Consider the following 25,226-nt stretch of genomic DNA (forward strand, 5'->3'; position numbering starts at 1 on the left):
TTGTGTCATCATAAAACCTGTCATTCTGAACTCGTTTCAGAATCTAAATTGATAATTCAGTACATTTTATTGAGTATCTGAAACAAGTTCAGATTGATAAATCAGTGGATTTATAATCACAAATAAATGGTAGTGAAGACAACGTCTTTCATTTAATGTTATCTAAAGAAAAAGCACTCAGATATTCTAAGTGCTTTTTTTTATTCTAAAAATCTAATTAATCTAACCATCTAATTATTAATACCAACGCTTTTTCTTCTTTTTTGAAGCTTCACTTTTACGACCTTTTTTATACTTACTCCCTTGTTTTTTGTGTACAATAGGTTTCGCTTTTGGGTCTAAAGGATAAGGATGTTCAGTTTCAACAGGTATTTGTACGTTTATAGCATTCTGTATGGTTTTTACGTAACTTTTCTCATCTGCGGAGCACATAGCATATGCTGTACCCAAATTCCCGGCACGTCCTGTTCGCCCTATCCTATGAACATAGGTTTCTGGTACGTTTGGCATATCAAAATTAAATACATTATCGAGTTCGTTAATATCAATTCCACGTGCTGCAACATCTGTTGCAATTAGTACTTTTACGTATCCGTTTTTAAATTTGTTAAGCGCTGTTTGACGTTCGCTTTGCGCTTTGTCGCCATGAATACTGTCCACTGTATAACCATTTTTAAGCAAAGTTTGTTCTAGCTTGTTAACACCAAATTTTGTGCGTCTAAATATTAAAACATTACCTTTTATAGTATTACGCATTAGGTGCAAGCACAATTCAATTTTGTTGCGTTTAGGTACATAATACAATACTTGGCTTACATCTTTTGCTACAGAACGTGTTGGTGTAACATCTATACGTTCTGGGTTTTTAAGTATGGTTTTTGCAAATTCTTCAATCTTAAACGGAATAGTTGCTGAGAACAATAGTGTTTGCTTGTCTTCAGGACAAAGACGATCAATTTTCTTTACATCATCTATAAAACCCATAGCAAGCATTAAATCTGCTTCATCTAAAACAAAGGTTTCAATATAATCTAGGTTAATATAATCTTGTTTGTGTAAATCGAGTAGTCGACCAGGAGTTGCTACTAAAATATCTACGCCTTTTTTTAAAACGTCAATTTGTGGTTCAATTGAAGCACCACCAAAAACGACTAAAGATCGTAGGTTAGTAAACTGAGCATACGTTTTAAAGTTTTGCTGAATCTGAACAGCCAATTCTCTTGTAGGGCTCACAATCAGAGCTCTAGTTTTTTTACCCTTTTTTGGAGCATCTTGTTTATCAAACAACTGCTGTAAAATTGGTAATGCAAAAGCAGCTGTTTTTCCTGTACCTGTTTGCGCAGAAACTATTACATCTTTTTTGTCTAAAACCAAGGGAATAGCGCGTTGTTGCACTAGAGTAGGCTCTACGTAACCAGAAGCGTCAATGGCTTTTAATAAAGGTTTTATGAGATGTAAGTCTTTAAATGACATATGTTTTGTATTTGTGTTATCTGGAATACCTTCGTAGGCAAGAATCAATTTTAACGTATAGATTAAAGTCTATTCTGCATTAAGTGCGGAATGACAAAATTAGAATATTAATTTTACCAACGTTCAGCAATCCAATCCTTTTGTTCTTTTTTTGTTAAAAATGTCCAAGCAACAAAGCGACTAATCTTATTACCTTGTCCCATTTCTATAGTTTTAACATCAGTAGCATCTACTTTTTGTAATATCTTGTAAGTTGGCTTTAAGGTTGCTTCTTTAGAAATTAAACTAGTGAACCAAAAGCATTGTTTGCCAAAATGTTTGCTTTCGTAAATCATATCTTTTACAAAACGTGCTTCACCTCCTTTAGTCCAAAGTTCATTTTGCTGGCCTCCAAAATTTAAAAGGGCCTTGCTTGGTCGTTTTCCTTTTAGGTTTTTTAATTTTTTTAGACTTGCTTTTTGAGCATCATCTAAAGACGCATGAAAAGGCGGATTACACATCGTAAAATCTACTTTTTCTTCAGGTTTTAAAATATTGTAGAAGAAGTCGTTAGATTTTTCTTGTCGTCTAATTTCTAAGGTCGATTTTAATCTGCGATTTTTTTGTTCAATATCTTTTGCAGAGGTAATGGCATTTTCGTCAGTATCACTGCCAATAAAAGACCAACCGTATTCATGGTTACCGATAATAGGATAAATACAATTGGCACCAACACCAATATCTAATCCTTTAATATGGATTCCTTGAGGTATTTCAGGCTGATTTCCTTGTAAAAGATCTGCAATATTATGAATGTAATCTGCTCGTCCAGGAATTGGAGGACATAGGTAATGCTGAGGAATATCCCAATATTGTAATTTATAATGATGAATTAATAACGCTTTATTCAATGCTTTTACAGCCGCTGGATTAAAAAAATCGATTGATTCGTCTCCATATTTATTAGGTGCAACATAGGCAGCTAATTCTGGCGAACTTTTAATAAGTTTTTTAAAATTATAGCGTTCTCTATGTTTACTTCTAGGATGAAGTTCAGTTTTTACTTTAGGATGTGTTTTTTTCTTTTGCACTATGTTGCTTATTTTAGGGCCAAAGGTAAGATAAATCAACTAAGCTTTATCTGATTCTTTTTGGGCAATGATATATAAATAGTCACCCAATTCGTTTTTATAAGAGTCAATGATTTCATTAATTTTTCCAGAATCAATATCATGCCTTAATGAAATGAGTCCGTTTTCTACTTCCTTAATATTTGCTAAAGCACTAAACGATGAAATACCATGTCTAATCTGCTCATCAAAATACAATTCTGGATTTTGCTTTCCACAATACAAAAATTGATCTTCTAAATCGGGTTTTATACTATAGTTTTCTGTATTTGTTATGCTTAATCCAGACCTGGTAAGTGCTTCTTTCACAATCTCTAAACTTGGCATTTGTAACATTGAATCTTCAAGCATTTTAGGAAAATAATGATTGAGCCAATAACCACTCATTTGTTGAGGTGTAGATGTGAAAATTACTATTTTACCTTCAGGTTTTAAAATGTATTCTAATTCTGAAAATGCACGCGTTAAGTTGGCCCAATGATGAATAGTTAAGGTTGCCACTATACCATCTACACTTTGATTTGATAATCCTGTAATTTCAGCAGATCCAATTTTCCAGTTTATAGCTTTGTTTCGAGCTTGTGCTATTTGTAGCATTTCAATGGAAGGATCAATACCAATATATTGAAACCCTTTTTTTTGAAGCGCGTCTGTATAATTACCAGTGCCACAACCAATGTCTAAATATAGACCATCTTTATTTGGATTAAGATGCTTTATAAATTGCTGTGTTAAGTGCAAGTCTGCTTTACGCGTTTCGTTATAATTTGCACCTATTTTATTGTATTTAACTGACATTTTTTAAATGGTTGATTATTATGTTATGTTAAGAAATTTTGCAAGCGCTGTCTTTTCTGAAGCGGTAAGGCATCATTATTTTCAATTAACTTTATATGATCCTTATTTTTATCTCGAGTGTATAATAACTTAAAAAAATCGAAAATTGAAATACTTCCCTGTATGTGTTCTATTAATTTGAAATCATCTCCATTTTTAACAAAACCCTCTTCTAAAACTCTCACATATGTACCAGAATAACCATGATCAATAAATTGCTTCAAAACATCGTTGGTTCCGAATTTGTGTGCAAATTTAAAACAAGGTTCTCTTGGTTGTGTAATTTGAACTAAAGCTTCGCCTAATTTATAAATGTCTCCAATAATGAGTTCACTTTCATTAAGATGACTAATGGTTAAATTTTCGCCAAGCATACCATAGCTCCAATCTAAATTTGGATATAGATTTTGCCAATATGGATACTGATTTTTAGAAAATAAGTAACAAGCTTTAAACTCTCCACCATGTACTTTTTTATCTGAAACTTCATCACCATGTACCTGCTCTTTACCAATAAAAATTGGGCTGTCTGTGGGTTTTTTGTATATACCAGTGGTCACTTCATTACCATTCCATAAGAAGGTAATTGGTTGTGCAATATTTGTAGAAATAACTTTCATGCTCTAATTTAAACAAAAAAAGCGCAAGTCTATACAACTTGCGCTCTCCAGCTATTAATCTTAGGGTAATAAGGGATATTACCTTGTTAGGACTGCAAAAATAGAACTATAAATGAAGTTAAATATTGATGTATGGTAAGAAATCGATGTCTTAAGATAATTCTTTTCTAATGCGACTTAAACTTTCTGTAGTTATTCCCAAGTAAGAGGCAATATGGTAGTTTTTGATACTCTTTTCTATTTTGGGATACGTTTCAATAAAATTAATATAACGCTCCTTCGCAGGTTTTGATAGGTTAATTAGAATTCTTTTTTGAAATGCCGTAAAGGCTTTTTCGAGTTTTATTCTAAAAAAATGATCCACTTTAGGCATTTTAGAATACATATATTCTTTATCCTCTCTAGAGATTCTGTATAAGGTAGAGTCTTGTATGGCTTCAATGTTTAAGACAGCTTTGCCACCACTGAAAAATGCAGTGTAGTCACTAATCCACCAATCGCTAATCCCAAATTGAATGGTATATTCTTTACCTTCTTTATCAACGTGAAAGGTTCTCATACAGCCATCTACAACATAATATTGATAATTGACAAGGTCACCTGCTTTTAGTAAGATATCCCCTTTTTTAATTTTTACTTTACGAAACACAGATTTTACAATCGTAATTTCTTCATCTGTAAAATTAAGCTCGTCAAAAATCTTATTTATGTACGTAAAATCCATTACTATCGTTTAATGAATATAAAATTACGTAAAACCTTTTAAATGAGTAGTTTAATTCGTTGTGGGATATAAAAATAGGTTTATCAGACAAAGTGTAAAAAACCACTTTTAATTAACAAAGTGGTTTGTTTGATTCTTTGGACTGATAATTAATTAATTTTCTTGGCGACAGATTCTTGTCCGCCTTGATATAGTGTGAAACTTTCAATAGCGTCTTTTTCAGTTTTATTAAACTTTACTTTAAGCGCTGTTACCTTAGCAAAAAACGTGGTTTCATCTTCTGCGAAAAGTTCAAATTTACCTTGACCTGTAGCTTGTCCAAATATTTGGCTGTCTTCAACAGTAATCTCCACAACAAAATTTGGAGCTAATTCATATTTACCAATATATTTTTTTAAGAGATCATTAGATAACGATATTTCTTTTCTGGCTTTAGGCATTGCCTTGTCTATTTCTATTCCAATATTTTCCTTGTCAGTGATGAAAATGGCTTGTCGTTTTCCGTTCGCTGTCTTTGAGAATTTATATTCTATATTTCCTTCTTCAAACATAAAATGGTTTTCAGATAATGGGAAAATTTCGAATACAGTGTTGGTTTCAGATTCTCTCATGCTGCTAAGTTTTCCGTCCTTCATAAATATATGTCTTATAGCTCCATCTTCAAATTCGTATGCGCCAACCCATTGTTTTAGCTTTTTCTCAGAAACTTTGACCACATCATTCATTGTAGGATAAGGTTTGCCGATAGCTGCAGCGGCTAAACTTTGAGTGACAGCACCAATATCGTTGCAGCTACAATTACTAAGACCAATAACATAGAGGTCTTCTTCAATAAGGTATATACCATTAGTAGAAGTACCAAAAATTCCACCGCTATGCGTGTAACCTTTAGACCCTTTTAAATTAAATTCACCAAGACCATAACCATAAGAAATATGCTCTCCATCATTGAGATTAGAACCATTAATTGCTTTTTCTAATGTTGATGCTTTAATAAATGTGTTATTAGTAAGTGCATTTTGCCATTTTAACATATCTTCTACAGTAGAGGTTAAGGAACCCGCAGCATGAGGTATAGTCATACTGAGGTAACTAGCGTTAACAAAACCAGAAGGTTCTTCTTCATAAGCCTCAACTCTGTTTTTAACTAATTCTCTATTATTTCCATATCTAGAATTATTCATGTTAATACGCTCAAAGATGTTTTTCTCAATATAATTTTCATACGTATCTCCAGATAATACTTCTATGATTTTACCTAATAATACATAACCAGAATTATTATATTGATAAGCTTCGCCTGGATCGAAATCCATGGGTTCATTTTTAAAATAATCAATTAACTCATCTAGAGTAAAGTCTTTTCTAGCCACTTCTAATAAATTACCAATGCCTGTATAACTTTTTATACCAGACGTATGATTTAGTAAATGATGCACAGTAATGGTTTTTCCATGCGTAGGATAATCTGGTATGAACTTAGTAATAGGATCATTGAGACTTAGTTTTCCTTGCTCTTCTAACATTAAAATGGCTACGGCCGTAAATTGTTTAGTGATTGAGGCTAACATAAATACGTTCTCAGGAACCATATCTACATTGAGTTCTAAACTCGATTTGCCAACCGCTTTTTTATAAATGGTTTTGCCATTTTTGGCAACTAAAATTGTTGCACCAGGAGCATCAGGATTATCATAAAATTGAGATACGATTTCATCGAATTGCGCGGTGTTGTTTTGAGCAAATGTTGCTGTTGTAAATACAAAACTTAAAAGGAGTAATGAGATAGTTTGATTGATTTTCATTTTTCTGAAGATTGATTAATACTAATAAGACGATTCTCAGAAGATTAAGTTACAAAAAAACCACTTTGAATTAACAAAGTGGTTTTAAATATTTAAGAAACTGAAACAAGTTCAGTAAAAGAGATTATTTTATCATCTCATAACTACGCTTAATAAAGCTTGTTAACTCTTCGCCTTTTAAAAGCCCTTGAGATAAACGTGCTAAATCTAAACTTTGAGAAATTAAACGTTCTTGTTTCTTCTTCGTTTTAGTGCCTAATATTTCGCCAACTAATTCAGAGTTTGTGTTAACGATAAGGTTATGAATTTCTGGCATGTTACCAAACATATTCATTCCGCCTCCACCAGTCTGCTGCATTTCTTTCATTCTACGCATAAATTCTGGTTGTGTAATAATAAATGGAGACGCATCGCTATCCATAGCTTCTAACTGAATTGAGAATTTTTCAGAAGGAATTACTTCCTTTAAAAGTGTATCTAATTCTGTTTGTTGCTCATCTGTTAATTTAGAAATTGTGTTTTCGTCTTTCTTAATTAAATTGTCAATATGATCACCATCAACTCTAGCAAAAGAAATATTTTCTTTAGTAGACTCTAATTTCTGAATTAAATGCGAAACAATAGGAGAGTCTAACATCAATACTTCATAGCCTTTAGCTTTAGCAGCTTCGATATAAGAGTGTTGCTGATCTTTATTTGAAGCGTAAAGGATTACAAGTTTACCATCCTTGTCAGTTTGGTTTGCTTTAATCTTGTTGAATAATTCGTCATACGTAAAGAATTTACCATCTACTGTTGGGTAAAGTGCAAATGCATCTGCTTTTTCAAAGAATTTTTCTTCAGAAAGCATTCCGTATTCAATAACGATCTTAATATCATCCCATTTTGCTTCAAAATCTTCGCGATTGGCGTTAAATAAAGATTTTAATTTATCTGCAACTTTACGTGTAATGTAAGATGAAATTTTCTTAACTGCACCATCTGCTTGTAAGTAAGAACGAGATACGTTTAATGGAATATCTGGAGAATCAATAACACCTCGTAGCATTGTTAAAAATTCAGGAACAATACCTTCAACATTATCAGTTACGAAAACTTGGTTTTGGTATAATTGAATTTTATCCTTCTGCATGTTCATATCATTCGTCATCTTAGGGAAATATAAAATCCCTGTTAAGTTGAATGGATAATCTACATTAAGGTGAATGTTAAATAATGGCTCTTCAAACTGCATTGGGTACAATTCTCTATAGAAACCACTGTAATCCTCATCTTTTAATTCTGATGGTTGTTTTGTCCAAGCCGGATTAGGGTTGTTGATTATACTATCTACCGTAATTTGCTTATGTGGCTCAGTTGTTTCTTTACCGTCAGCATCCTTTATTGTTTTTGGCGTGAAATCTGGATCGTTAATTTCCTTAGTTCCAAATTTAATTGGAATAGGCATAAACTTGTTATACTTATTAAGTAATTCACTGATTCTAGACTCTTCTAAAAACTCTGTAGAATCTTCTGCGATATGAAGAATGATCTCTGTTCCTCTAGATTCTTTATCAGATTTTTCTAAAGTAAATTCTGGAGAACCATCACACGTCCAATGTGCAGCATCTGCTCCTGTGTGAGATTTTGTAATGATTTCAACTTTCTCCGCAACCATAAAAGCAGAATAGAAACCAAGACCAAAATGGCCAATGATTCCAGAATCTTGTGCAGAATCTTTGTACTTGTCTAAAAATTCTTCAGCACCAGAAAAGGCAACTTGGTTAATGTATTTTTCAACTTCTTCAGCTGTCATACCTAATCCTTGATCAATGATATGAAGCTTTTTACCTTCTTTATCAATCTTTACTTCAATCTGTGGATTTCCGTACTCAGATTTAGATTCACCAATACTGGTAAGGTGTTTTAATTTTAGTGTGGCATCTGTACCATTACTAATAAGCTCACGTAAAAATATTTCGTGATCACTGTATAAGAATTTTTTAATAAGCGGAAAGATGTTCTCTACCGATACATTAATACTTCCTTTTGTCATGATATATAGTTTTTTGTATTATTAATTTTAATATTTAGCTATAGTCAAATAAAATACCAAGACTTAAAAAGTGACAAACTGACACAAGTACTATGCGTGCATAACGAATGTAAATTCTAATAAATGGTAATCGTATCTTAAATATTAAATTGCAGTACTAAATAATAACTATGTACAATTCAAAAATAATAGGCTTAGGCAAATATGTGCCAGATAATGTTGTCACTAATGATGATCTATCAAAAATGATGGACACTAATGATGAGTGGATTCAAGAACGCACTGGTATTAAAGAACGTCGTTGGGTAGAAAAGGGTAGTGGAGACACTACAGCTACAATGGGAGTGAAAGCAGCGAAAATTGCTATTGAGCGCTCAGGATTAGATAAAGACGATATTGATTTTATCATTTTTGCGACACTAAGTCCTGATATGTATTTTCCAGGTCCAGGCGTACAAGTACAACATGCTTTAGATATAAAAACTGTTGGTGCTTTAGATGTACGTAACCAATGTTCTGGTTTTGTATATGCCATTTCTGTAGCAGATAATTTTATTAAAACAGGAATGTATAAAAACATTCTTGTCATAGGCAGTGAATTGCATTCTCATGGATTAGATAAAACCACGAGAGGACGAGGCGTTTCTGTTATATTTGGAGATGGTGCAGGCGCTGCTGTTTTAACTAGAGAAGAAGATACGAATAAAGGTATTTTGTCTACACATTTACATTCTCAAGGTGAGCATGCAGAAGAGTTAGTGTTGGTTGCTCCAGGAATGGGTAAACGTTGGGTAAATGATATTTTGGCTGCAAACGATCCTAATGACGAAAGTTATTTTCCATATATGAATGGGCAATTTGTATTTAAAAATGCGGTTGTTCGTTTTAGTGAAGTCATTATGGAAGGGTTAATGAAAAATGAATTACAGGTTGATGATATAGATATGCTAATTCCGCACCAAGCGAATTTGCGTATTGCACAATTTATACAACGCAAGTTTAAGTTAAATGACGACCAGGTATTTAATAATATCCAGAAGTATGGAAATACTACTGCTGCATCCATCCCAATTGCGTTAACGGAAGCTTGGGAAGAAGGAAAAGTAAAAGAAGGTGATACGGTTGTGTTAGCTGCCTTTGGTAGTGGTTTTACTTGGGGAAGCGTGATTATTAAATGGTAGTAGATTGTTCTAATTAAGTTAGAATTTTAAGTATAAAAAAGCCCAAGCAGAATGTCTGTTTGGGCTTTTTCGCTATTAACCAACCTTAACTAATCACTATTATAAACTAAGTTTATAATTCCCATGATAAAAAAAACTTATAATAATGAAGACGTAATAATTGCCATTTTATTTCAATGAATATTACATTTAACTTGTATTTAACAAAAATCCTGATATGTCCAAAGACCCTCAGGATTTTCTTGATTTAATAGTTGAGTTCTAACACTAACCATCAACATTTTTGTCAACTATTAAATACTATCTTAAAACATGCCACCATCTTGCTTTACATCATTATCTCTTTGTTTACGCGATTTTGCTCTGTACTTTCCTCCACCAAAACGGTACGATAAGCTTGTTGTAATTTGTTGGCTCTCCCAGTTAAACTGTCCACGTTGGGCATAAGGTCTTTCTCCATCGAATTCTGCATACATAGTATCAAAAATATCGTTGTAACTTAAGCTGAAGTTGGCTCTGCCTTCCATAAAGTTATAGCGCATTCCTAGGTTGACCATTAACATATCATTCATTTCAAATTGAATATTCTTGTTTTTTGAGCGGTACATTCCAAATGCAGAAAAACTAAGACTCTTACTCACTTTAAAATTATTGAATGCTCTGGCACTCCAAGCTATATTATCGACTTCAACTGTATTTAAAACAATGTCTTGGTTGGTGTCAAAAGATTCAGCTAAACTCTTTTGTGTTTGCGAATACAAATCAAAACTAGCATTTACGCTCCACCATTTTGTAGGTCTGTAATTTGAAGATACTTCTATACCGTAAGACGTAGTATTGTCAAAGTTTAAATTGGTAAATATTAAACGGTTAACATCAGTTCTGTCAATTAAGATAGCTTGTTGAATTTCGTCTTCAATAATTCTGAAGAATACACCTGCCGTAATACTCCCTTTTTCAAATTGTCTAGTATAGTTTGTTTCTATAGAATTAGTAAATTGAGGACGTAATTCTTGATTTCCAAATTCTGAAATTAATGGTGTGCTCCAATTAGGTAATGGGTTTACTTGTCCTATTCCTGGTCTATCTATACGTCTACTATAACTAAATTGATACGAGTTTTTCTCAGAGGGTGAATAGGTTACAAATGCAGATGGATATAATTCAAAATAATCATTTGTAAAAGGAATATTTAATTCTTCACTAGAATCTAAATCTTTTTTAAAGGCATCAGAATCTACATTTACAGTTTCTGCCCTTACGCCAAACTGATAACTCCATTTTTCTAACTTTTTACCATAAGTGGCATATGCAGAATAAATATTTCTGGTGTAATCAAAAAGTGTTGTTGTTGGTATGTATGTACCTGCTTCGTTTTGTTCTCTTGCATCAGATTCGTAAAAGATGCTGGTGTCAAATAAACGTGCTTGTAATCCCAATTCAAATTTTACAGACTCTGATAATGGATTAACATAATCTAAATTAACAGTTGTACTATTTCTATCAATATCAGTATCTTCTATAAAATCTGGACGTTGAGAGCTAAAAAACACATTACTGTTATCCACCAAACCTTCATAAATATTATGATCAACTTCTAATTCTATATTATGACCTTCTTTATCAAAATCATGCTTATAATTAAAGTTGTACTGTTGAGAATCGTTTTCGTTTATGCCACTTAAGTATTGAGATTCATCAAGTGCATTGTTAAATAAATAAGCAATATTAGAGTTAACATTAGTTTCTCCATTAAAAATATTTTGATTTGTAAATATTGAAATCGTGTTTTTATCGTTTAGGTAATAATCCAGTCCAATTTTAAATAAATGAGATTTGTTGTCATTAAGAATATCAAAATTTTGTTGAATGTCTTGTTCTATTCTATTTATGTAACCGTAGTTTACGTTTCTCCTAATGTTATTTCCATATGAGCCATAAAAGTTAATTTTCCCGTTACGGTAATTAGCATCGATAGAGCTATTGAATTTAGCTTCAATATCATGAGCTAAACCAACATTAATATTACCATTAAAACCAATTTTAGTGTTTTTATGAAGTACAATATTAATTATACCACTCATACCTTCAGGATTATATTTAGCAGAAGGATTTGTGATTAATTCAACACTTTTTATAGAGTTTGATGGAATCTGTTTTAGCAATTGATCAGCAGGTATATTAGAAAGTTTGCCGTCTACCATGACCCTAACATTTTGGTTGCCACGCAAGCTTATTGATCCTGTCTGTTGGTCTACACTAACTGATGGTAAATTGTTCATCAGTTCACTAGCCGTAGCTCCAGCGGTTTGCAAATCTTTACCAATAGTGATGACCTTACGATCTACTTTTTGTTGAATTGTAGAGACATCTGCAACAATGGTCACTTCATCTAAACCTGTAGATTCTTCTTCGAGTTTAATATCTCCAAGATTAACTTTATAATTTCCTTTTCCGAGAGTAACGTTATTATTTATTGTTTTAAAACCAACAAATTGAATGGATACAATAATTGTACCTTCAGGTATATTTTCAATTTCAAATGTTCCGTCGTCTTTAGTGATACCACCTGTAATTATTTTATTGTTATTGTCTTTTATAACCACGTTTACATATGGTAATGGCTCATTAAGTTGCGCGTCTATAACGCGTCCATATACAGAACCGTTTCTTATATCGTCATTAGAATTGGGTTGGGCTGATGCTATTACCGAAAATAAGAGCATGCAGAGAAGCATAATTGATTTCATTTTGATTGATTTTGATAGTTTGTTATAGAATAGACGACTAACTTTACAGTATGTTACTCAAATTATTTACGTTAACATCATTTTAACATTATGAACAAAACCACATTAGTTATTGGCGCATCTTTAAAGCCACAACGTTACTCAAATAGAGCTATTAGAAAATTAAGACAATACAATCATAACGTGAAAGCACTTGGGTTACGAAAGGGTGACGTTGAGGATGTAACAATTGATACTGAATTAATGCCATATGTAGATTTAGATACTGTAACATTATATCTAAATCCTATGCGTCAAAAATCCTACTACGATTATATCATAAATTTAAAACCATTGCGTGTCATTTTTAATCCAGGAACAGAAAACCCTGAATTCTATAATCTTTTGAAACAAAATTCCATTGAATTTGAAGTAGCTTGTACGCTAGTACTATTAGCGACAGATCAATATTAATTTTTTCTTTTTGAAATTATTAGAAGCCCTAAGAAAGTAATTAAACCATTTAATGGTAATATCTCCCAATGGAAATTGTAATAATTATTCTGGGCATATATAGCAGCACATTCCCAAGCAGACTTGGTACAATTCTCTATAGATAATCTTTGACTGTAGGCTAAATAAGTTGGTATAAGCGTAACGCAATAGGTTAATAGGATAGAAACTAAGCCAACTACCCATACATATTTATCTTTAATAGAAGTTTTAGTTAAAATACCGAAAGCAAAAAGTCCTAGTAATGGTCCGTAAGTAAAAGTGGCGAATTTAAAAAGGTTACTTACGACACTGCCTTCTAAAGAATTGAAAATAATAACCACAATGATCAATAGCAAAGACACTGCAATATGAACCTTTTTACGTAATGGTTTTTGATCTTCAATAGGTTTCTTTTCAATGTTTAAAAAATCTATCGAAAATGACGTAGTTAAGGACGTTAATGCAGAATCTGCACTACTGTAAGCTGCTGCGATTAGGCCAATAATAAAAGTTATGGCTAATCCCTTACCTAAGCCTTGGTTCATAGCAATTTCTGGAAATAATAAATCAGTTCTGGTAACGCCATCTAATTTAGGAATTGTAACATTAAACTGATCTGCGTAGATAAAAAGTAAAGCACCTAGTGTTAAGAAAACTACATTTACAATTACCAGTAAAACTGACATTGAGAGCATATTCTTTTTAGATTCATTAGCGTTTTTACAAGTTAGATTTTTTTGCATCATATCTTGGTCTAAACCTGTCATGGCAATGGTTATAAATATTCCGCCAATAAAGTATTTCCAAAAATTAATTTTACTGTTGATGTCATCAAAATAAAAAACTTGACTCTTATTTTTAAACGTTTCTTTTGTGAATGTTTCTGCTAATGTCCAATCTAATTTATTCAGAATTAAAATAATAGCGACAATCACAGATGTTAGCATCGCAACGGTTTGTAAAGTGTCTGTCCAAATAATTGTTTTAATACCACCTTTATTGGTATATAGCCATATAAGTAAAATAGAAATAACCACTGTTACCCAAAATGGAACTCCTAAACTTTTAAAGACAATATATTGCATAGATAGCGCAACTAAATACAACCTAAAAGCAGCACCAGTGACACGTGAGAGTAAAAAGAAAAATGCACCAGTTTTATAACTTACTATACCAAAACGTTCTTCTAAATATTGATAAATAGATGTCACATTTAAACGGTAATACAGCGGAATCAAAACGAAAGCAACAATCAAATAACCAACAAAAAAACCAAATACGCCTTGCATATAGGCAAATTCTTGGCCCTTCACTAAACCTGGAACTGAAATAAAAGTTACGCCAGATAAAGAAGCTCCAATCATCCCAAAAGCGACTAAATACCAAGGTGCAGATTTATTGGCTTTAAAAAAAGCGGCATTAGAATCTTCTTTACCAGTGAAATAGGAAATTAAAATTAGTAACCCGAAGTAACAAGCAATTAATATTAAAATGGATATAGGAGACATGGTAAATTGAATTAGTGGTAATATTTTTGAAAAGTAGTACATTTGGTAAAATAGAATGCTTGAAAAATTAAATTTTTATGAAAAAATATACTTTCCTATCCGTATTTTCCATGTTCTGTTGTGTTTTGATTGCACAAGATTTTAAAGAACTTATAGCCGAAGGAACTCATACAGTTGAAGATATTGTAACTGTAGCTGAAAGTCATTTTGATTCGGTCGGTAGAGAACGAGGCAAAGGTTATAAACCGTTTAGACGTTGGCAATATTTTGCAGAACGCGCTATGAATGAAAATGGTATGCTAGAAACACCAGAGTTTTATTTCAATGAGTTAAATACTTATAACTCTAATATAAATAATGAAGGGTTTATTGCAAAAACTGTTGTGGGATCTTGGGAAGAAATGGGACCAACGTATTGGAATGCAACTTCAGGTTATAATCCTGGTGTTGGTAGAATTACCTCAGTTTCCGTAGATGAAAGTAATTTAGATCATATAATTGTAGGTAGTGTAACTGGTGGTGTTTGGAAAAGTTTAGATGGCGGAACAACATGGACAGTACTAACCGATGATTTAGCAAACATAGATGTATATGCTTTAGCTATTGACCCAAATAATAGTTCTCATTATTATTGGGGAACGACTAACGGTTCAATTTTTAAATCTGAAGATGGTGGTGCTACATGGACGTTACATGGCTCTGTTTCTGGTGGAACGGTAAATAAAATTTTAATCCACCCAACAGATCCTTCAATTATGTATTGCAGTTCTCAAGGTAGTGGTTTGTATAAATCTACTGATGGAGGACAAAATTGGAGTTCAATTTACTTTGCTGGTGTGTCAAATGGTTATGATGTTAGATTTAAACCAAACGATCCAAGTGTAGTTTATGCTTCGGGAAGTAGTTTTTATGTGTCTTCAAATGGAGGTACTAGTTTTACAAAAGTTGATGGTGTATCACCAAATCAGTTTAGTTCTGGTCCAAAAATGATTGGTGTTTCTCTAAATGACCCATTAGTAGTATATGTATTAGAAGCCGAAAGTGGAAAATTTGGTGCCTTGTATAAATCAACTGATAATGGAAGTAGTTTTACAAAATTAAATCATGACGGAAGAAATTATTTTGGTTACGATACAGCAGGTGTTGACGATAGTGGTCAAGCACCAAGAGATATGGCTATAGCTGTAAATCCTAATGATGTAAATGATGTTCATATAGCAGGAATTAATACATGGCGATCAACCGATGGAGGTTTAAATTTTAATATTTCTTCTCAGTGGACACCAAATAATGCCAATAATCAAAACATTGGTTATTGCCATGCAGATGTAGATTTGTTAGAGTTTGTAGGTTCTGGTGCAAATGTTAAGTTGTTTGTAGGTTCAGATGGCGGCATTTATAAAGCTGATAACCCAACCGTTGTGAATAGTACCTATTATACGGATTTAACGGCTGGTTTAGGGATTAGACAATTCTATAAAATTGGTATAAGTCAAACCACACCAGTTGTTGTTACAGGAGGTTCTCAAGACAATGGGTCTTCAGTTTTAGGTGCAAATGGTAATTGGACAGATTGGTGGGGAGCAGATGGCATGGAAGGATTTGTAGATAAAAACAATACTCAAATTATCTATGGTACGTCTCAATATGGATCTTTTGTAAAGAGTTTTAATGGAGGTTCTAACATTACGTATTTAACACAACCAGATGATAAAGGAGGCGATTCTAATTGGAATTGGGTAGTGCCATTTGAGCAAGATCCAATTTTACAAGATGTAATTTATTGTGCATTTGATGAAGTTTATAAGTCAATAGACGGAGGGCAAAATTGGGTGTCTATTTCTCAAAATTTTTCAAGTGATATAGATCACTTTAAGATAGCTCCGACCGATAGTAATAAATTGTATTTATCTATAAATGGTGCATTTTGGTATTCATTAGATGGAGGTGCTAATTGGATGCAATCGACGGCTAATTTAGGAGGTGGACAAATTAATAGTATTGCTGTTCATCCTGAAAACCCTGACAAATTAGCAATAGCAACTACTAATAATCAAAAGGTGTATGTCAGTAGTGATAATGGAGTGTCTTGGACATCCATAAAATGGGATTTGCCTAATTTTTCATCTCAGGCAGTTGCATGGCAAACAGGTTCCTCGGATGGTCTATATGTTGGTATGAATTATGGTGTCTATTATACAGATAACACCATTGGTGATTCTTGGACATTATTTAATAACGGATTACCAAATGTTAGAATAAACGAATTAGAAATTAATCATTTAGAAGGTAAGTTGTATGCTGCCACATATGGTAGAGGTTTATGGCGAACTAACTTATATCAAGAATCACTGAGCAACGATTCTTTTGAAATGGATGAATTAGCCATGTTTCCAAATCCTGCTTCTAGTGCAGTGAACTTAAAATGGAAGTCAGGAGAAACAGTTGCTGTTAGAATTTATAATTCTTTAGGGAAATTAGTATTCTATTCTAAAGCAACAGATTTATCTAATGGTTATAAAATTGAAACGTCAGCCTTAGAAACGGGTGTTTATTTTGTGAAATTAAATTCTACAAAAGGCGCACTGACTAAAAAGCTAATTATAAAATAAAGGTATTTAAATAGTGAAATTTAAGTTTGCAAGGCGTAATCAATCACATTTTTGTGCCTAAAAAACTTTACCTTTGCACTCATGGAATTTTCATCAAAACTCTTAGAAAATGCAGTCAATGAGGTATCTCAATTACCAGGTATTGGCAAGCGAACTGCATTGCGTTTAGTATTACATTTATTACGTCAGCCAGAAAGTCAAACGTTTCAATTAGCAAATGCAATTTCTAAGGTAAGGGCCGAGATTAATTTTTGTAAATCTTGCCATAATATTAGTGACAAAATTCTATGTGAAATTTGTGAAAATCCTAATCGGAATAGCGAGCTTATTTGCGTGGTAGAGGATATAAGAGATGTAATGGCTGTAGAAAACACAAGTTCATTCAAAGGTCTATATCATGTTTTAGGTGGTAAAATTTCTCCTATGGATGGGATTGGTCCTCAAGATTTAAATATATCATCATTGGTAGAGAAAGTAAAAGAAGGCAAAGTAAAAGAATTAATTTTTGCTATGAGTCCAACCATGGAAGGTGATACTACTAACTTCTATATCTTCAGACAAATTCAAGGTTATAATGTTTCTACGTCAACCATTGCTAGAGGTGTTGCGGCTGGTAATGAATTAGAATATACAGATGAAGTTACATTAGGTCGCAGTATTATAGACCGTGTACCATTTGAGACGTCACTAAAATCTTAAACAATATTTGAAGTTATCGGTTGTCATACTAAACTATAATGTACGCTATTTTTTAGAGGCGTGTCTAAAAAGTGTTGAAGTGGCCATTGCTAGTATTGATGCGGAGATTATAGTCATAGACAACAATTCTTCAGATGATAGTTGTGAAATGGTTAAGCAACTGTTTCCTTCAATAAAGCTAATTGAAAATAAAGAGAACTCAGGTTTCTCAAAAGGTAACAATATTGGTGTGGCTGAGGCGAAAGGTGAATATCTTTGTATTCTTAATCCAGATACTATTGTTGCAGAAAACACTTTTATAAAACTTTTAAAATTTTCTAACGCAAAGCAAAATCTAGGTATTGTTGGATGTCAACTTATAGACGGAACAGGGAATTATCTTCCAGAAAGTAAACGTAATGTACCAACGCCTAAGGTAGCATTAAAAAAGGTTCTTGGTAAAGTCGATGATTATTATGCAAATAATATAGACAGTGATAAAACTGGTAAAGTTGATATCTTAGTAGGTGCATTTATGTGGCTGAAAAAAGAGGTTTATGAAGCGGTTAAAGGTTTTGACGAATCTTATTTTATGTATGGAGAAGACATCGATTTATCATACAAAATCAAAAAAGCAGGCTACGATAATTATTACTTTGGAGAGACTACAGTCATTCATTTTAAAGGTGAAAGCACTTTTAAAGATGCAAAATACGCTAAGCGATTCTATGGTGCAATGCAGATTTTTTATAAAAAGCATTTTAAGCAGAACATGCTTTTTAATTTTATAGTTTGGTTAGGTATTAAGATGGCGCGAGTTACAAGAAAACCACAAAAGTCATTAAATTATAGCTCAGACAGAACTTATCTGTATGCCAAATCAATTAGTCAAACCTTAGAGAATCAATTGCCTAAGCCAATTGAAGTAATGGACTCAATTGCTGGAAATGTAAAAGGCAAAAGCACCTTAATATACGATTTAAATTTGTTTAAAACGACTGAGGTTTTTAATGATATGAAAGAGAAATCTAAACAAGAAAAGATTGTTTTTAGATTTATGCCAAAAAGCAGTAAATTTATCCTCGGAAGTGATAGCGCTACAAATAGAGGTGAAGTGTTACATTTCTAGGTTGTAATTATTGAATAAAAATCAGTTATTGATATGTTTTTTTATTAATTTTGCAATCGATTATAAAATAAAGACCTTCAAATTAAATATATGTCAAAGTTTGAACTTAAGTTACCTAAAATGGGAGAGAGTGTTGCAGAAGCAACTATAACCTCATGGCTTAAAGATGTTGGAGATGCAATTGAAGCAGATGAAGCTGTTTTAGAAATAGCTACGGATAAAGTAGACAGTGAAGTTCCTAGTGAAGTGGATGGTGTTTTAGTAGAAAAACTATTCAATGTTGATGATGTAGTGCAAGTGGGTCAAACTATTGCGATAATTGAAACAGAAGGTGGTGAATCTATAGAAGTGAAAGCACCAGCTGCAGAACCAGAGCCTGTTGTAGAACCAGAAGCTCCTAAGGCAGTTGCAGACGTATCGCAAACTGTTGTAGCTGCAAAAGCATCTGTAGACCCAGTAGTTTCTACAGAAGATCGTTTTTATTCTCCATTAGTAAAAAATATAGCAAAACAAGAAGGCATTTCTCAGGCCGAATTAGATTCTATAGCAGGATCAGGAAAAGATAATCGTGTTACAAAAAATGATATCAAAGCGTATTTAGAATCTCGAAATTCAGCATCAAGTAAGCCACAGACTCCAGAGGCAGTTGCTCTACCAAAGGTTGAGTCTAATGAAACAAAGAAGGAACAGGCTGTAAATAATCAAGTAGATACGCCAAAAAGCAGCTCTAAACAAGCTGAAGACAAAGCTAAAACAGAAAAGCCTGCCAGCAAACCAGTAGAGAAACCAATTGAAGTATCAAATGGTGATGAGATAATTGAAATGACCAGAATGGGGAAACTCATTTCTAAATATATGGTAGATTCTGTGCAAACTTCTGCGCACGTGCAATCGTTTATTGAAGCCGATGTTACTGATATTTGGAACTGGAGAAAGAAAATTAAGGACGACTTTATGAAGCGCGAAGGTGAAAACTTAACCTTTACGCCAATCTTTATGGAAGCTGTAACCAAAGCTTTAAAAGAATTTCCGATGATGAATATTTCTGTACAAGGTGATAAAATCATTAAAAAGAAAGCCATTAATGTTGGTATGGCAGCTGCTTTACCAGATGGTAATTTAATTGTACCTGTTATTAAAAATGCGGATCAGTTAAATCTATTCGGAATGGCAAAACGCGTTAATGATTTAGCTAACAGAGCCCGTTTAGGTAAATTAGATCCAGATGATATACAAGGCGGAACATATACTGTAACCAACGTTGGTACATTTGGTAGTATAATGGGAACACCAATTATTAATCAACCACAAGTTGGTATTTTAGCTTTAGGTGCCATTAGAAAAACACCAGCCGTTATTGAAGGACCACAAGGCGATTATATTGGTATTCGTTATAAAATGTACTTATCGCATTCTTACGACCATAGAGTTGTTAATGGTGCACTTGGAGGGCAATTTGTAAAAGCTGTGAAAGATTATTTGGAAGGTTGGGATGTTAATCGTGAAATCTAAATTTTAGAGAACAGACTAATTTTATAATATAAAAGAAAAAAGCACAGTTTTAAAACTGTGCTTTTTTTTATGATTCTTATATTATTTTATTTAGGAGTTCACTGATAAAAAATACAAAATTTGTATTACAGCTAAACATTGTATGTATAGAGTCGACATCTAATATTTTATTCGTCTAAATTTGATTGAATTTAAAATTGATTTATGAAAAAAGGTTACTATTTATTAATATTTATGTTGGTTACGATATTTACGTATGGGCAAGAGATTAATTTTCAGAAAAATGAAAGCTATATTGCTCGTAAGCATAAACTAATACAAAAATTAAATGTAAGTGGTGATAGTTTAATTTTAGAAAGTGAAAGAAAAAAGATAAAGCAAGTAGATATATTAAATGAAGACTATTTGGAGAGTATTATTATTGATAGCACCAAAGGAAGAATTAATCTTAAGAAATTAGCAATAGGTAACTATGTAATACAAGCAAGAATTGGTAGAAATTGGATTGTTATGTACATAGAGAAAACAACAGGTATTTACACAAGTTTAAATATAAAAGCTGAGTTGAAAGAAAAGAGTTCAGAAAAAGAAGTATTTGAAGAAGACAAAATGTATTGGGTGGTGTATGAAAGTAATTCACAATTTTCATCGCAAAAAACAATGGGCTTAAAATACGTGGATGAGATACAAGAAATGATTTCTAAAGTTAAATTAGAATTGAAAACGGAAGATGGAAAATACAATAAGTTAATTGTTTATGAAGTTTATAATAAACCAATGTTTATGAGAAGACAGCTTAGAAATAAAAAATATTATAAGTCAAGAAAATCAAAATTCTTTAATACGAAACCTTTATATAATTTAGAAATTGAAATAGAAGATAAATCTTAATTTTAAAAATTCTAACATTATAAATATAAAAGCACAGTAAATAAAACTGTGCTTTTTTTGTGATTCTATTGATGTGTCTTGTCCTGAATTATGGCTAAAGGTTAAAATTGATTTTACGCTGATAATTTGTATACCGTATTAGGTGTTGTGCACAATTTTTTTTATTTCCAATATTACCAAAGTCAGAATAGTCATTATTACTCCTTGTAGAATTATCATTCCAATTCTAAATGAGAATAAATCTATTAATTCAAAATTTTCATTTTCTGGCAAATAATCTCTATGAAAACTTGTCACAATTATCACAAAACGCTCTAAATACATTCCACTTTTCATTCCAAATGCGACTAAAAGTACATACCAAAATTTTGATGCTAATTTTTTAATAAGTAAAGTCAGAGGCAAAATTAAAGCGGATAAAAACATTATCCAATATGCCAAAGCATAAGGTCCAGTTGCTCGATTAATAAAAGCGTATTCATCAGGATTCATAGCCATTCCTATTAGATAGAACGTAAAGGTGACTATTGTATAAATAATTATTGTCCAACGAATTAAATTAAGCGTTTTTTTTGTTTCAAATCGGTTTTTGAAAAAGAGTTCGACAAGTGTTAAAGTCATAATTATTGGAATCAGACAATAAATCAGGTTCGCATCAACCATTTCAATTATACTTTTATATAACTCCATTTTTTAGTTATTCATATTTTGAAATCCCAAGTTGATTCAAAATTCCAATGACTTTTGTTAATAGGAATTGGAAAACTTTGGTCATGAATTATATCATAAGTATTGAGGTCAACTCTCCAAGTCAAAGTTTGTAATTCTGAATATTCAGTTTGAAAATGGACTTTTGATTCAAGCCATATTAATTCAGATAATAATTTTTCGTATTTAATAAGCCATTCTTTTAATTCATATTCTACTGATTTTAGATTTGAACCAAAGTGAATGATTCGGCCAGAATATTCTAAATTCGGTCGATAAATTTCATTATTATGATTGCTGGTAATAGCAAACATTTCTTTTGAAAGTGGTGGCCATTCATCATTGTTTTTTAGATTTCCAATTACTTTATGATTATGGCTTTTAACTTTGTTTTTTATTGGACTTTTCCAAAAATCCATTTCTTCAATATAACCATATAATGTGGTTCTCATTCCCATAGATTATCGACTTATCGATGTTTTCTTAAATTATGCACAACGTGTTTGTGTATGATTTAGTTGCGTGTTTTAAGCACTAAGGTTAGCAAATAAATCACAGATAGAAAGCCTGCGAGGACTTTCGTAAGTAGGCTATAACTAGCAATGATATACACGGTGTTGTAGGTAGTTTACTCTTCAAATACTAAATCAATATAAGGTATTCCAAAATAGAATAATTGCTGAGATGATTGACTTCCGAAAGTTGCGCTGGTAATTATTAAATTATTATTGCTAATTGGAAAATTCAAGTCATCATTATTAACGTTTTTTACTATTCGTCCAATAAAAATTGTAATATCATTAGTCGAATTATTTTGAACTCTTTTGATTGTATATGAGTTTCCTGAAACTAAATTTACAGGATTAATAGCTACATACTCTGTTATAGAGGATGAAAAAGTATGATTTTCAGAATATAATAGCATGTCGTTCGTGTTGTCATAGATTTCTATCAAATATGGATAAGTTTCAAAAGAAGGTTGGCTACTATATCCGATTTTGCAAATAGATTCATTTGATAAGACTTCAAATGTATAAGCATGATTAATTACATCAAGTGTTATTTCTTCTTGATTATTTACATCCATTAATAAATCAGTATAGAGTTGATTAAAAGTAGTGTTTGACGAGTCACATAATTGATTTTGTTCCGAATCATTGTCGTCATCATTATTACAAGAATTGAAAAAACCAATCGCGATTATAAATAAAATTATTTTTTTAAACATATTCTTCTTAGTTAAGTTATTGTATAGAGCATTCGGTTCTCAAATTACCTACAATTCACTGATAAAAAAAACGTTTCAATGTTTTTTATCAAGCGTTAAACGAAGTTAGCTTTTTAATTTTACGAAGCCAAGTCAGCTTTTTCTTTCTTACTAAGGCTATTCTACATATTCTAATTATCTTTGATTATCAAAACAAAAACAATGCAACTCAATTTAACAAAACCAATCTGTTTTTTCGATTTAGAAACTACAGGAATCAATATATCTAAAGATCGAATTGTAGAAATTTCAATATTAAAAGTACATCCTAACGGAAAAGAAGAAGCTAAAACTTGGGTTGTAAATCCTGAAATGCCAATACCTGCAGAGGTAACGGCTATTCATGGGATTTCTGATGCAGATGTGGCAGATAAGCCTACATTTAAAGCACTATCAAAAGAAATTTATAATTTAATAAAAGATTCGGATTTAGGAGGATTTAATTCTAACCGTTTCGATATTCCTCTTTTAGCGGAAGAAATGTTGCGTGCAGAAGTAGATTTTGATATGAAAAATACACATTCCGTAGATGTGCAAACCATATTTCATAAAATGGAACAGCGCACATTGGTCGCAGCTTATAAATTCTATTGCAATAAAGACTTAGATGATGCGCATAGTGCAGAAGCAGATACTAAAGCGACTTATGAAGTTCTGAAAGCCCAATTAGATCGCTATGAGGATCTAAAGAACGACACTAAATTTTTGGCAGAATTTAGCTCGCGTAAAAAATTCGCTGATTTTGCTGGTTTTTTAATTTTTAATAAAGAAGGCGAAGAATGTTTCTCGTTTGGTAAACACAAAGGAAAGCGCGTGGTTGATGTTATGGAAAAAGAACCAGGTTATTTTGGCTGGTTACTAAATGCGGACTTTCCATTATATACTAAAAAGGTTCTAACGGCTATTAAATTACGCCAGTTTAATAATAAATTGGGCTAAAATGTCTGCGATAGTAGCAATCTTATTATTTATAGTATGAAGCTTTTGTTTTTATTAATTCCCATTATAACTTTTTCTCAAGAGCAAATAGCTAAAGGTTTCGTTTTAGATAAAGTTTCTAACGAACCTATTCCTTATGTAAATATTTCTATTCTAGATTCTCAAATAGGCACATCTAGTAATGAGGATGGTAGCTATTCGCTAACAATAAGAGATAAAGATTTAGAGAAAACTGTAAAATTGTCTTCATTAGGCTACGAAAGTAGTGTAATGCCTATTTCTCTATTTTTAAAGACTGGAGAAGTTTTTTTGAATTCCTTAGTGGAAAAATTAGATGAGGTTGTAATCTCTAAAAAGTTTGAGGAAAAGACTAAGATAATTAATGAAATCAGAGAAGAAGACCTGTGTCAAGGTTATAGTTCGCATGCTGAAAATCCTTGGATATTAGCATTGTATTTTCCATATGATGAAGCATATGATACAACAGATTATTTAAAGTCTATTAGATTTCATTTCGGAAATTTTAGAAATAAAAAAGCGAAATTTAGATTGCGTGTATTTTCTATGGGTAAGGATAGCCTTCCAGATAAAGATTTACTAAAGGAGAGTGTTGTTGTAAGTTTAAAAAAGAAACAAAAAACTGTAGATATTAATATTTCAGATTATAATGTCATATTTCCTAAAAATGGTTTTTATGTTGCTTTTGAATGGTTATATATACCTTACAATGAGGTAAAAGTAACTTATGTCGATGGTCCAAAAAATAAAAATAAACGAAAAGGTATAAAGTATGCACCGACTGTTTCTGGTATTTGTGCAGAAGAAGGTGAATTTAAGTTATCTATTTATAACGCTGGTAAATGGCGCTTTTATGCAGCGAATAAATATAAAAGTGATAAAAAAATTATTCCAGCAATATCATTAACTTTGTCTAATTAAAAAGCTGTTTATCATTCCGCACTTGATTCGGAATC

The 25,226-nt window shown here is 32.0% G+C and carries 21 protein-coding genes; 9 read left to right on the forward strand and 12 right to left on the reverse strand.

What is annotated here, in order from left to right; translation table 11 throughout:
* Positions 1 to 237: 237 nt before the first annotated feature.
* From Q0891_RS16025 to htpG, 7 genes are all read right to left on the reverse strand, one after another.
* The gene (locus Q0891_RS16025) at positions 238 to 1,473 is read right to left on the reverse strand and encodes a DEAD/DEAH box helicase (RefSeq protein ID WP_299103386.1); all 1,236 of its coding nucleotides are present in this window, start codon (positions 1,471 to 1,473) and stop codon (positions 238 to 240) included.
* Between the two features lie 113 nt (positions 1,474 to 1,586).
* Positions 1,587 to 2,546, reverse strand: a complete 960-nt coding sequence (gene rlmF, locus Q0891_RS16030) for a 23S rRNA (adenine(1618)-N(6))-methyltransferase RlmF (RefSeq protein ID WP_299103387.1) — start codon at positions 2,544 to 2,546, stop codon at positions 1,587 to 1,589.
* Between the two features lie 36 nt (positions 2,547 to 2,582).
* A complete protein-coding gene (locus Q0891_RS16035; RefSeq protein WP_299103301.1) occupies positions 2,583 to 3,380 on the reverse strand; it encodes a class I SAM-dependent methyltransferase in 798 nt (265 codons plus the stop codon).
* 23 nt (positions 3,381 to 3,403) lie between these two features.
* On the reverse strand, positions 3,404 to 4,039 hold the full coding sequence (locus tag Q0891_RS16040; RefSeq protein WP_299103303.1) for an MOSC domain-containing protein: 636 nt from the start codon (positions 4,037 to 4,039) through the stop codon (positions 3,404 to 3,406).
* A gap of 151 nt (positions 4,040 to 4,190) precedes the next feature.
* Entirely contained in the window at positions 4,191 to 4,763 is a 573-nt protein-coding gene (locus Q0891_RS16045) for a Crp/Fnr family transcriptional regulator (RefSeq protein WP_299103304.1), read from the reverse strand.
* Positions 4,764 to 4,912: 149 nt separating this feature from the next.
* Positions 4,913 to 6,568 carry a serine hydrolase gene (locus Q0891_RS16050; RefSeq protein WP_299103306.1) on the reverse strand — a complete coding sequence of 552 codons (1,656 nt, stop codon included), beginning with the start codon at positions 6,566 to 6,568 and terminating at the stop codon, positions 4,913 to 4,915.
* 124 nt (positions 6,569 to 6,692) lie between these two features.
* Positions 6,693 to 8,603, reverse strand: a complete 1,911-nt coding sequence (gene htpG, locus Q0891_RS16055) for a molecular chaperone HtpG (protein WP_299103308.1) — start codon at positions 8,601 to 8,603, stop codon at positions 6,693 to 6,695.
* Positions 8,604 to 8,773: 170 nt separating this feature from the next.
* Between htpG and Q0891_RS16060 the strand changes: the two genes are divergently transcribed.
* Positions 8,774 to 9,784, forward strand: a complete 1,011-nt coding sequence (locus tag Q0891_RS16060; RefSeq protein ID WP_299103310.1) for a 3-oxoacyl-ACP synthase III family protein — start codon at positions 8,774 to 8,776, stop codon at positions 9,782 to 9,784.
* Between the two features lie 305 nt (positions 9,785 to 10,089).
* Here the strand turns inward: Q0891_RS16060 and Q0891_RS16065 are convergent, their stop codons facing one another.
* Positions 10,090 to 12,534, reverse strand: a complete 2,445-nt coding sequence (locus tag Q0891_RS16065; RefSeq protein ID WP_299103313.1) for an outer membrane beta-barrel family protein — start codon at positions 12,532 to 12,534, stop codon at positions 10,090 to 10,092.
* Between the two features lie 90 nt (positions 12,535 to 12,624).
* Between Q0891_RS16065 and Q0891_RS16070 the strand changes: the two genes are divergently transcribed.
* Positions 12,625 to 12,987: a CoA-binding protein gene (locus tag Q0891_RS16070; protein WP_299103315.1), complete on the forward strand. Its 363-nt coding sequence runs from the start codon at positions 12,625 to 12,627 to the stop codon at positions 12,985 to 12,987.
* On the opposite strand, the gene Q0891_RS16075 is transcribed toward Q0891_RS16070, so the two are convergent.
* A complete protein-coding gene (locus tag Q0891_RS16075) occupies positions 12,984 to 14,516 on the reverse strand; it encodes a sodium:solute symporter (RefSeq protein WP_299103317.1) in 1,533 nt (510 codons plus the stop codon). The genes Q0891_RS16070 and Q0891_RS16075 overlap by 4 nt on opposite strands.
* A gap of 77 nt (positions 14,517 to 14,593) precedes the next feature.
* Here Q0891_RS16075 and Q0891_RS16080 point away from each other — a divergent pair, with 77 nt between their 5' ends.
* The 5 genes from Q0891_RS16080 to Q0891_RS16100 all read left to right on the forward strand — a co-directional run bounded on the left by Q0891_RS16080 (position 14,594) and on the right by Q0891_RS16100 (position 21,338).
* Positions 14,594 to 17,128: a T9SS type A sorting domain-containing protein gene (locus Q0891_RS16080; protein ID WP_299103319.1), complete on the forward strand. Its 2,535-nt coding sequence runs from the start codon at positions 14,594 to 14,596 to the stop codon at positions 17,126 to 17,128.
* An 81-nt stretch (positions 17,129 to 17,209) separates the two neighbouring features.
* Complete coding sequence (gene recR / locus Q0891_RS16085; protein ID WP_299103321.1) at positions 17,210 to 17,827, forward strand: recombination mediator RecR; 618 nt, start codon at positions 17,210 to 17,212, stop codon at positions 17,825 to 17,827.
* Positions 17,828 to 17,834: 7 nt separating this feature from the next.
* A complete protein-coding gene (locus tag Q0891_RS16090; protein WP_299103323.1) occupies positions 17,835 to 18,935 on the forward strand; it encodes a glycosyltransferase family 2 protein in 1,101 nt (366 codons plus the stop codon).
* Positions 18,936 to 19,025: 90 nt separating this feature from the next.
* The gene (locus Q0891_RS16095) at positions 19,026 to 20,447 is read left to right on the forward strand and encodes a dihydrolipoamide acetyltransferase family protein (RefSeq protein WP_299103325.1); all 1,422 of its coding nucleotides are present in this window, start codon (positions 19,026 to 19,028) and stop codon (positions 20,445 to 20,447) included.
* A gap of 204 nt (positions 20,448 to 20,651) precedes the next feature.
* Entirely contained in the window at positions 20,652 to 21,338 is a 687-nt protein-coding gene (locus tag Q0891_RS16100; RefSeq protein ID WP_299103327.1) for a hypothetical protein, read from the forward strand.
* Between the two features lie 138 nt (positions 21,339 to 21,476).
* Here the strand turns inward: Q0891_RS16100 and Q0891_RS16105 are convergent, their stop codons facing one another.
* From Q0891_RS16105 to Q0891_RS16115, 3 genes are all read right to left on the reverse strand, one after another.
* Entirely contained in the window at positions 21,477 to 22,028 is a 552-nt protein-coding gene (locus tag Q0891_RS16105; RefSeq protein ID WP_299103329.1) for a hypothetical protein, read from the reverse strand.
* A gap of 11 nt (positions 22,029 to 22,039) precedes the next feature.
* Complete coding sequence (locus Q0891_RS16110) at positions 22,040 to 22,498, reverse strand: hypothetical protein (RefSeq protein WP_299103331.1); 459 nt, start codon at positions 22,496 to 22,498, stop codon at positions 22,040 to 22,042.
* A gap of 176 nt (positions 22,499 to 22,674) precedes the next feature.
* On the reverse strand, positions 22,675 to 23,274 hold the full coding sequence (locus Q0891_RS16115) for a hypothetical protein (protein WP_299103333.1): 600 nt from the start codon (positions 23,272 to 23,274) through the stop codon (positions 22,675 to 22,677).
* 201 nt (positions 23,275 to 23,475) lie between these two features.
* Here Q0891_RS16115 and Q0891_RS16120 point away from each other — a divergent pair, with 201 nt between their 5' ends.
* Positions 23,476 to 24,252 carry a 3'-5' exonuclease gene (locus tag Q0891_RS16120; RefSeq protein WP_299103335.1) on the forward strand — a complete coding sequence of 259 codons (777 nt, stop codon included), beginning with the start codon at positions 23,476 to 23,478 and terminating at the stop codon, positions 24,250 to 24,252.
* A 36-nt stretch (positions 24,253 to 24,288) separates the two neighbouring features.
* Positions 24,289 to 25,191, forward strand: coding sequence for a carboxypeptidase-like regulatory domain-containing protein (locus Q0891_RS16125; protein WP_299103337.1), 903 nt, complete (start codon positions 24,289 to 24,291; stop codon positions 25,189 to 25,191).
* Positions 25,192 to 25,226: the final 35 nt, after the last annotated feature.

The organism is uncultured Winogradskyella sp., from assembly GCF_947498005.1.
Classification (GTDB): Bacteria; Bacteroidota; Bacteroidia; order Flavobacteriales; family Flavobacteriaceae; genus Winogradskyella.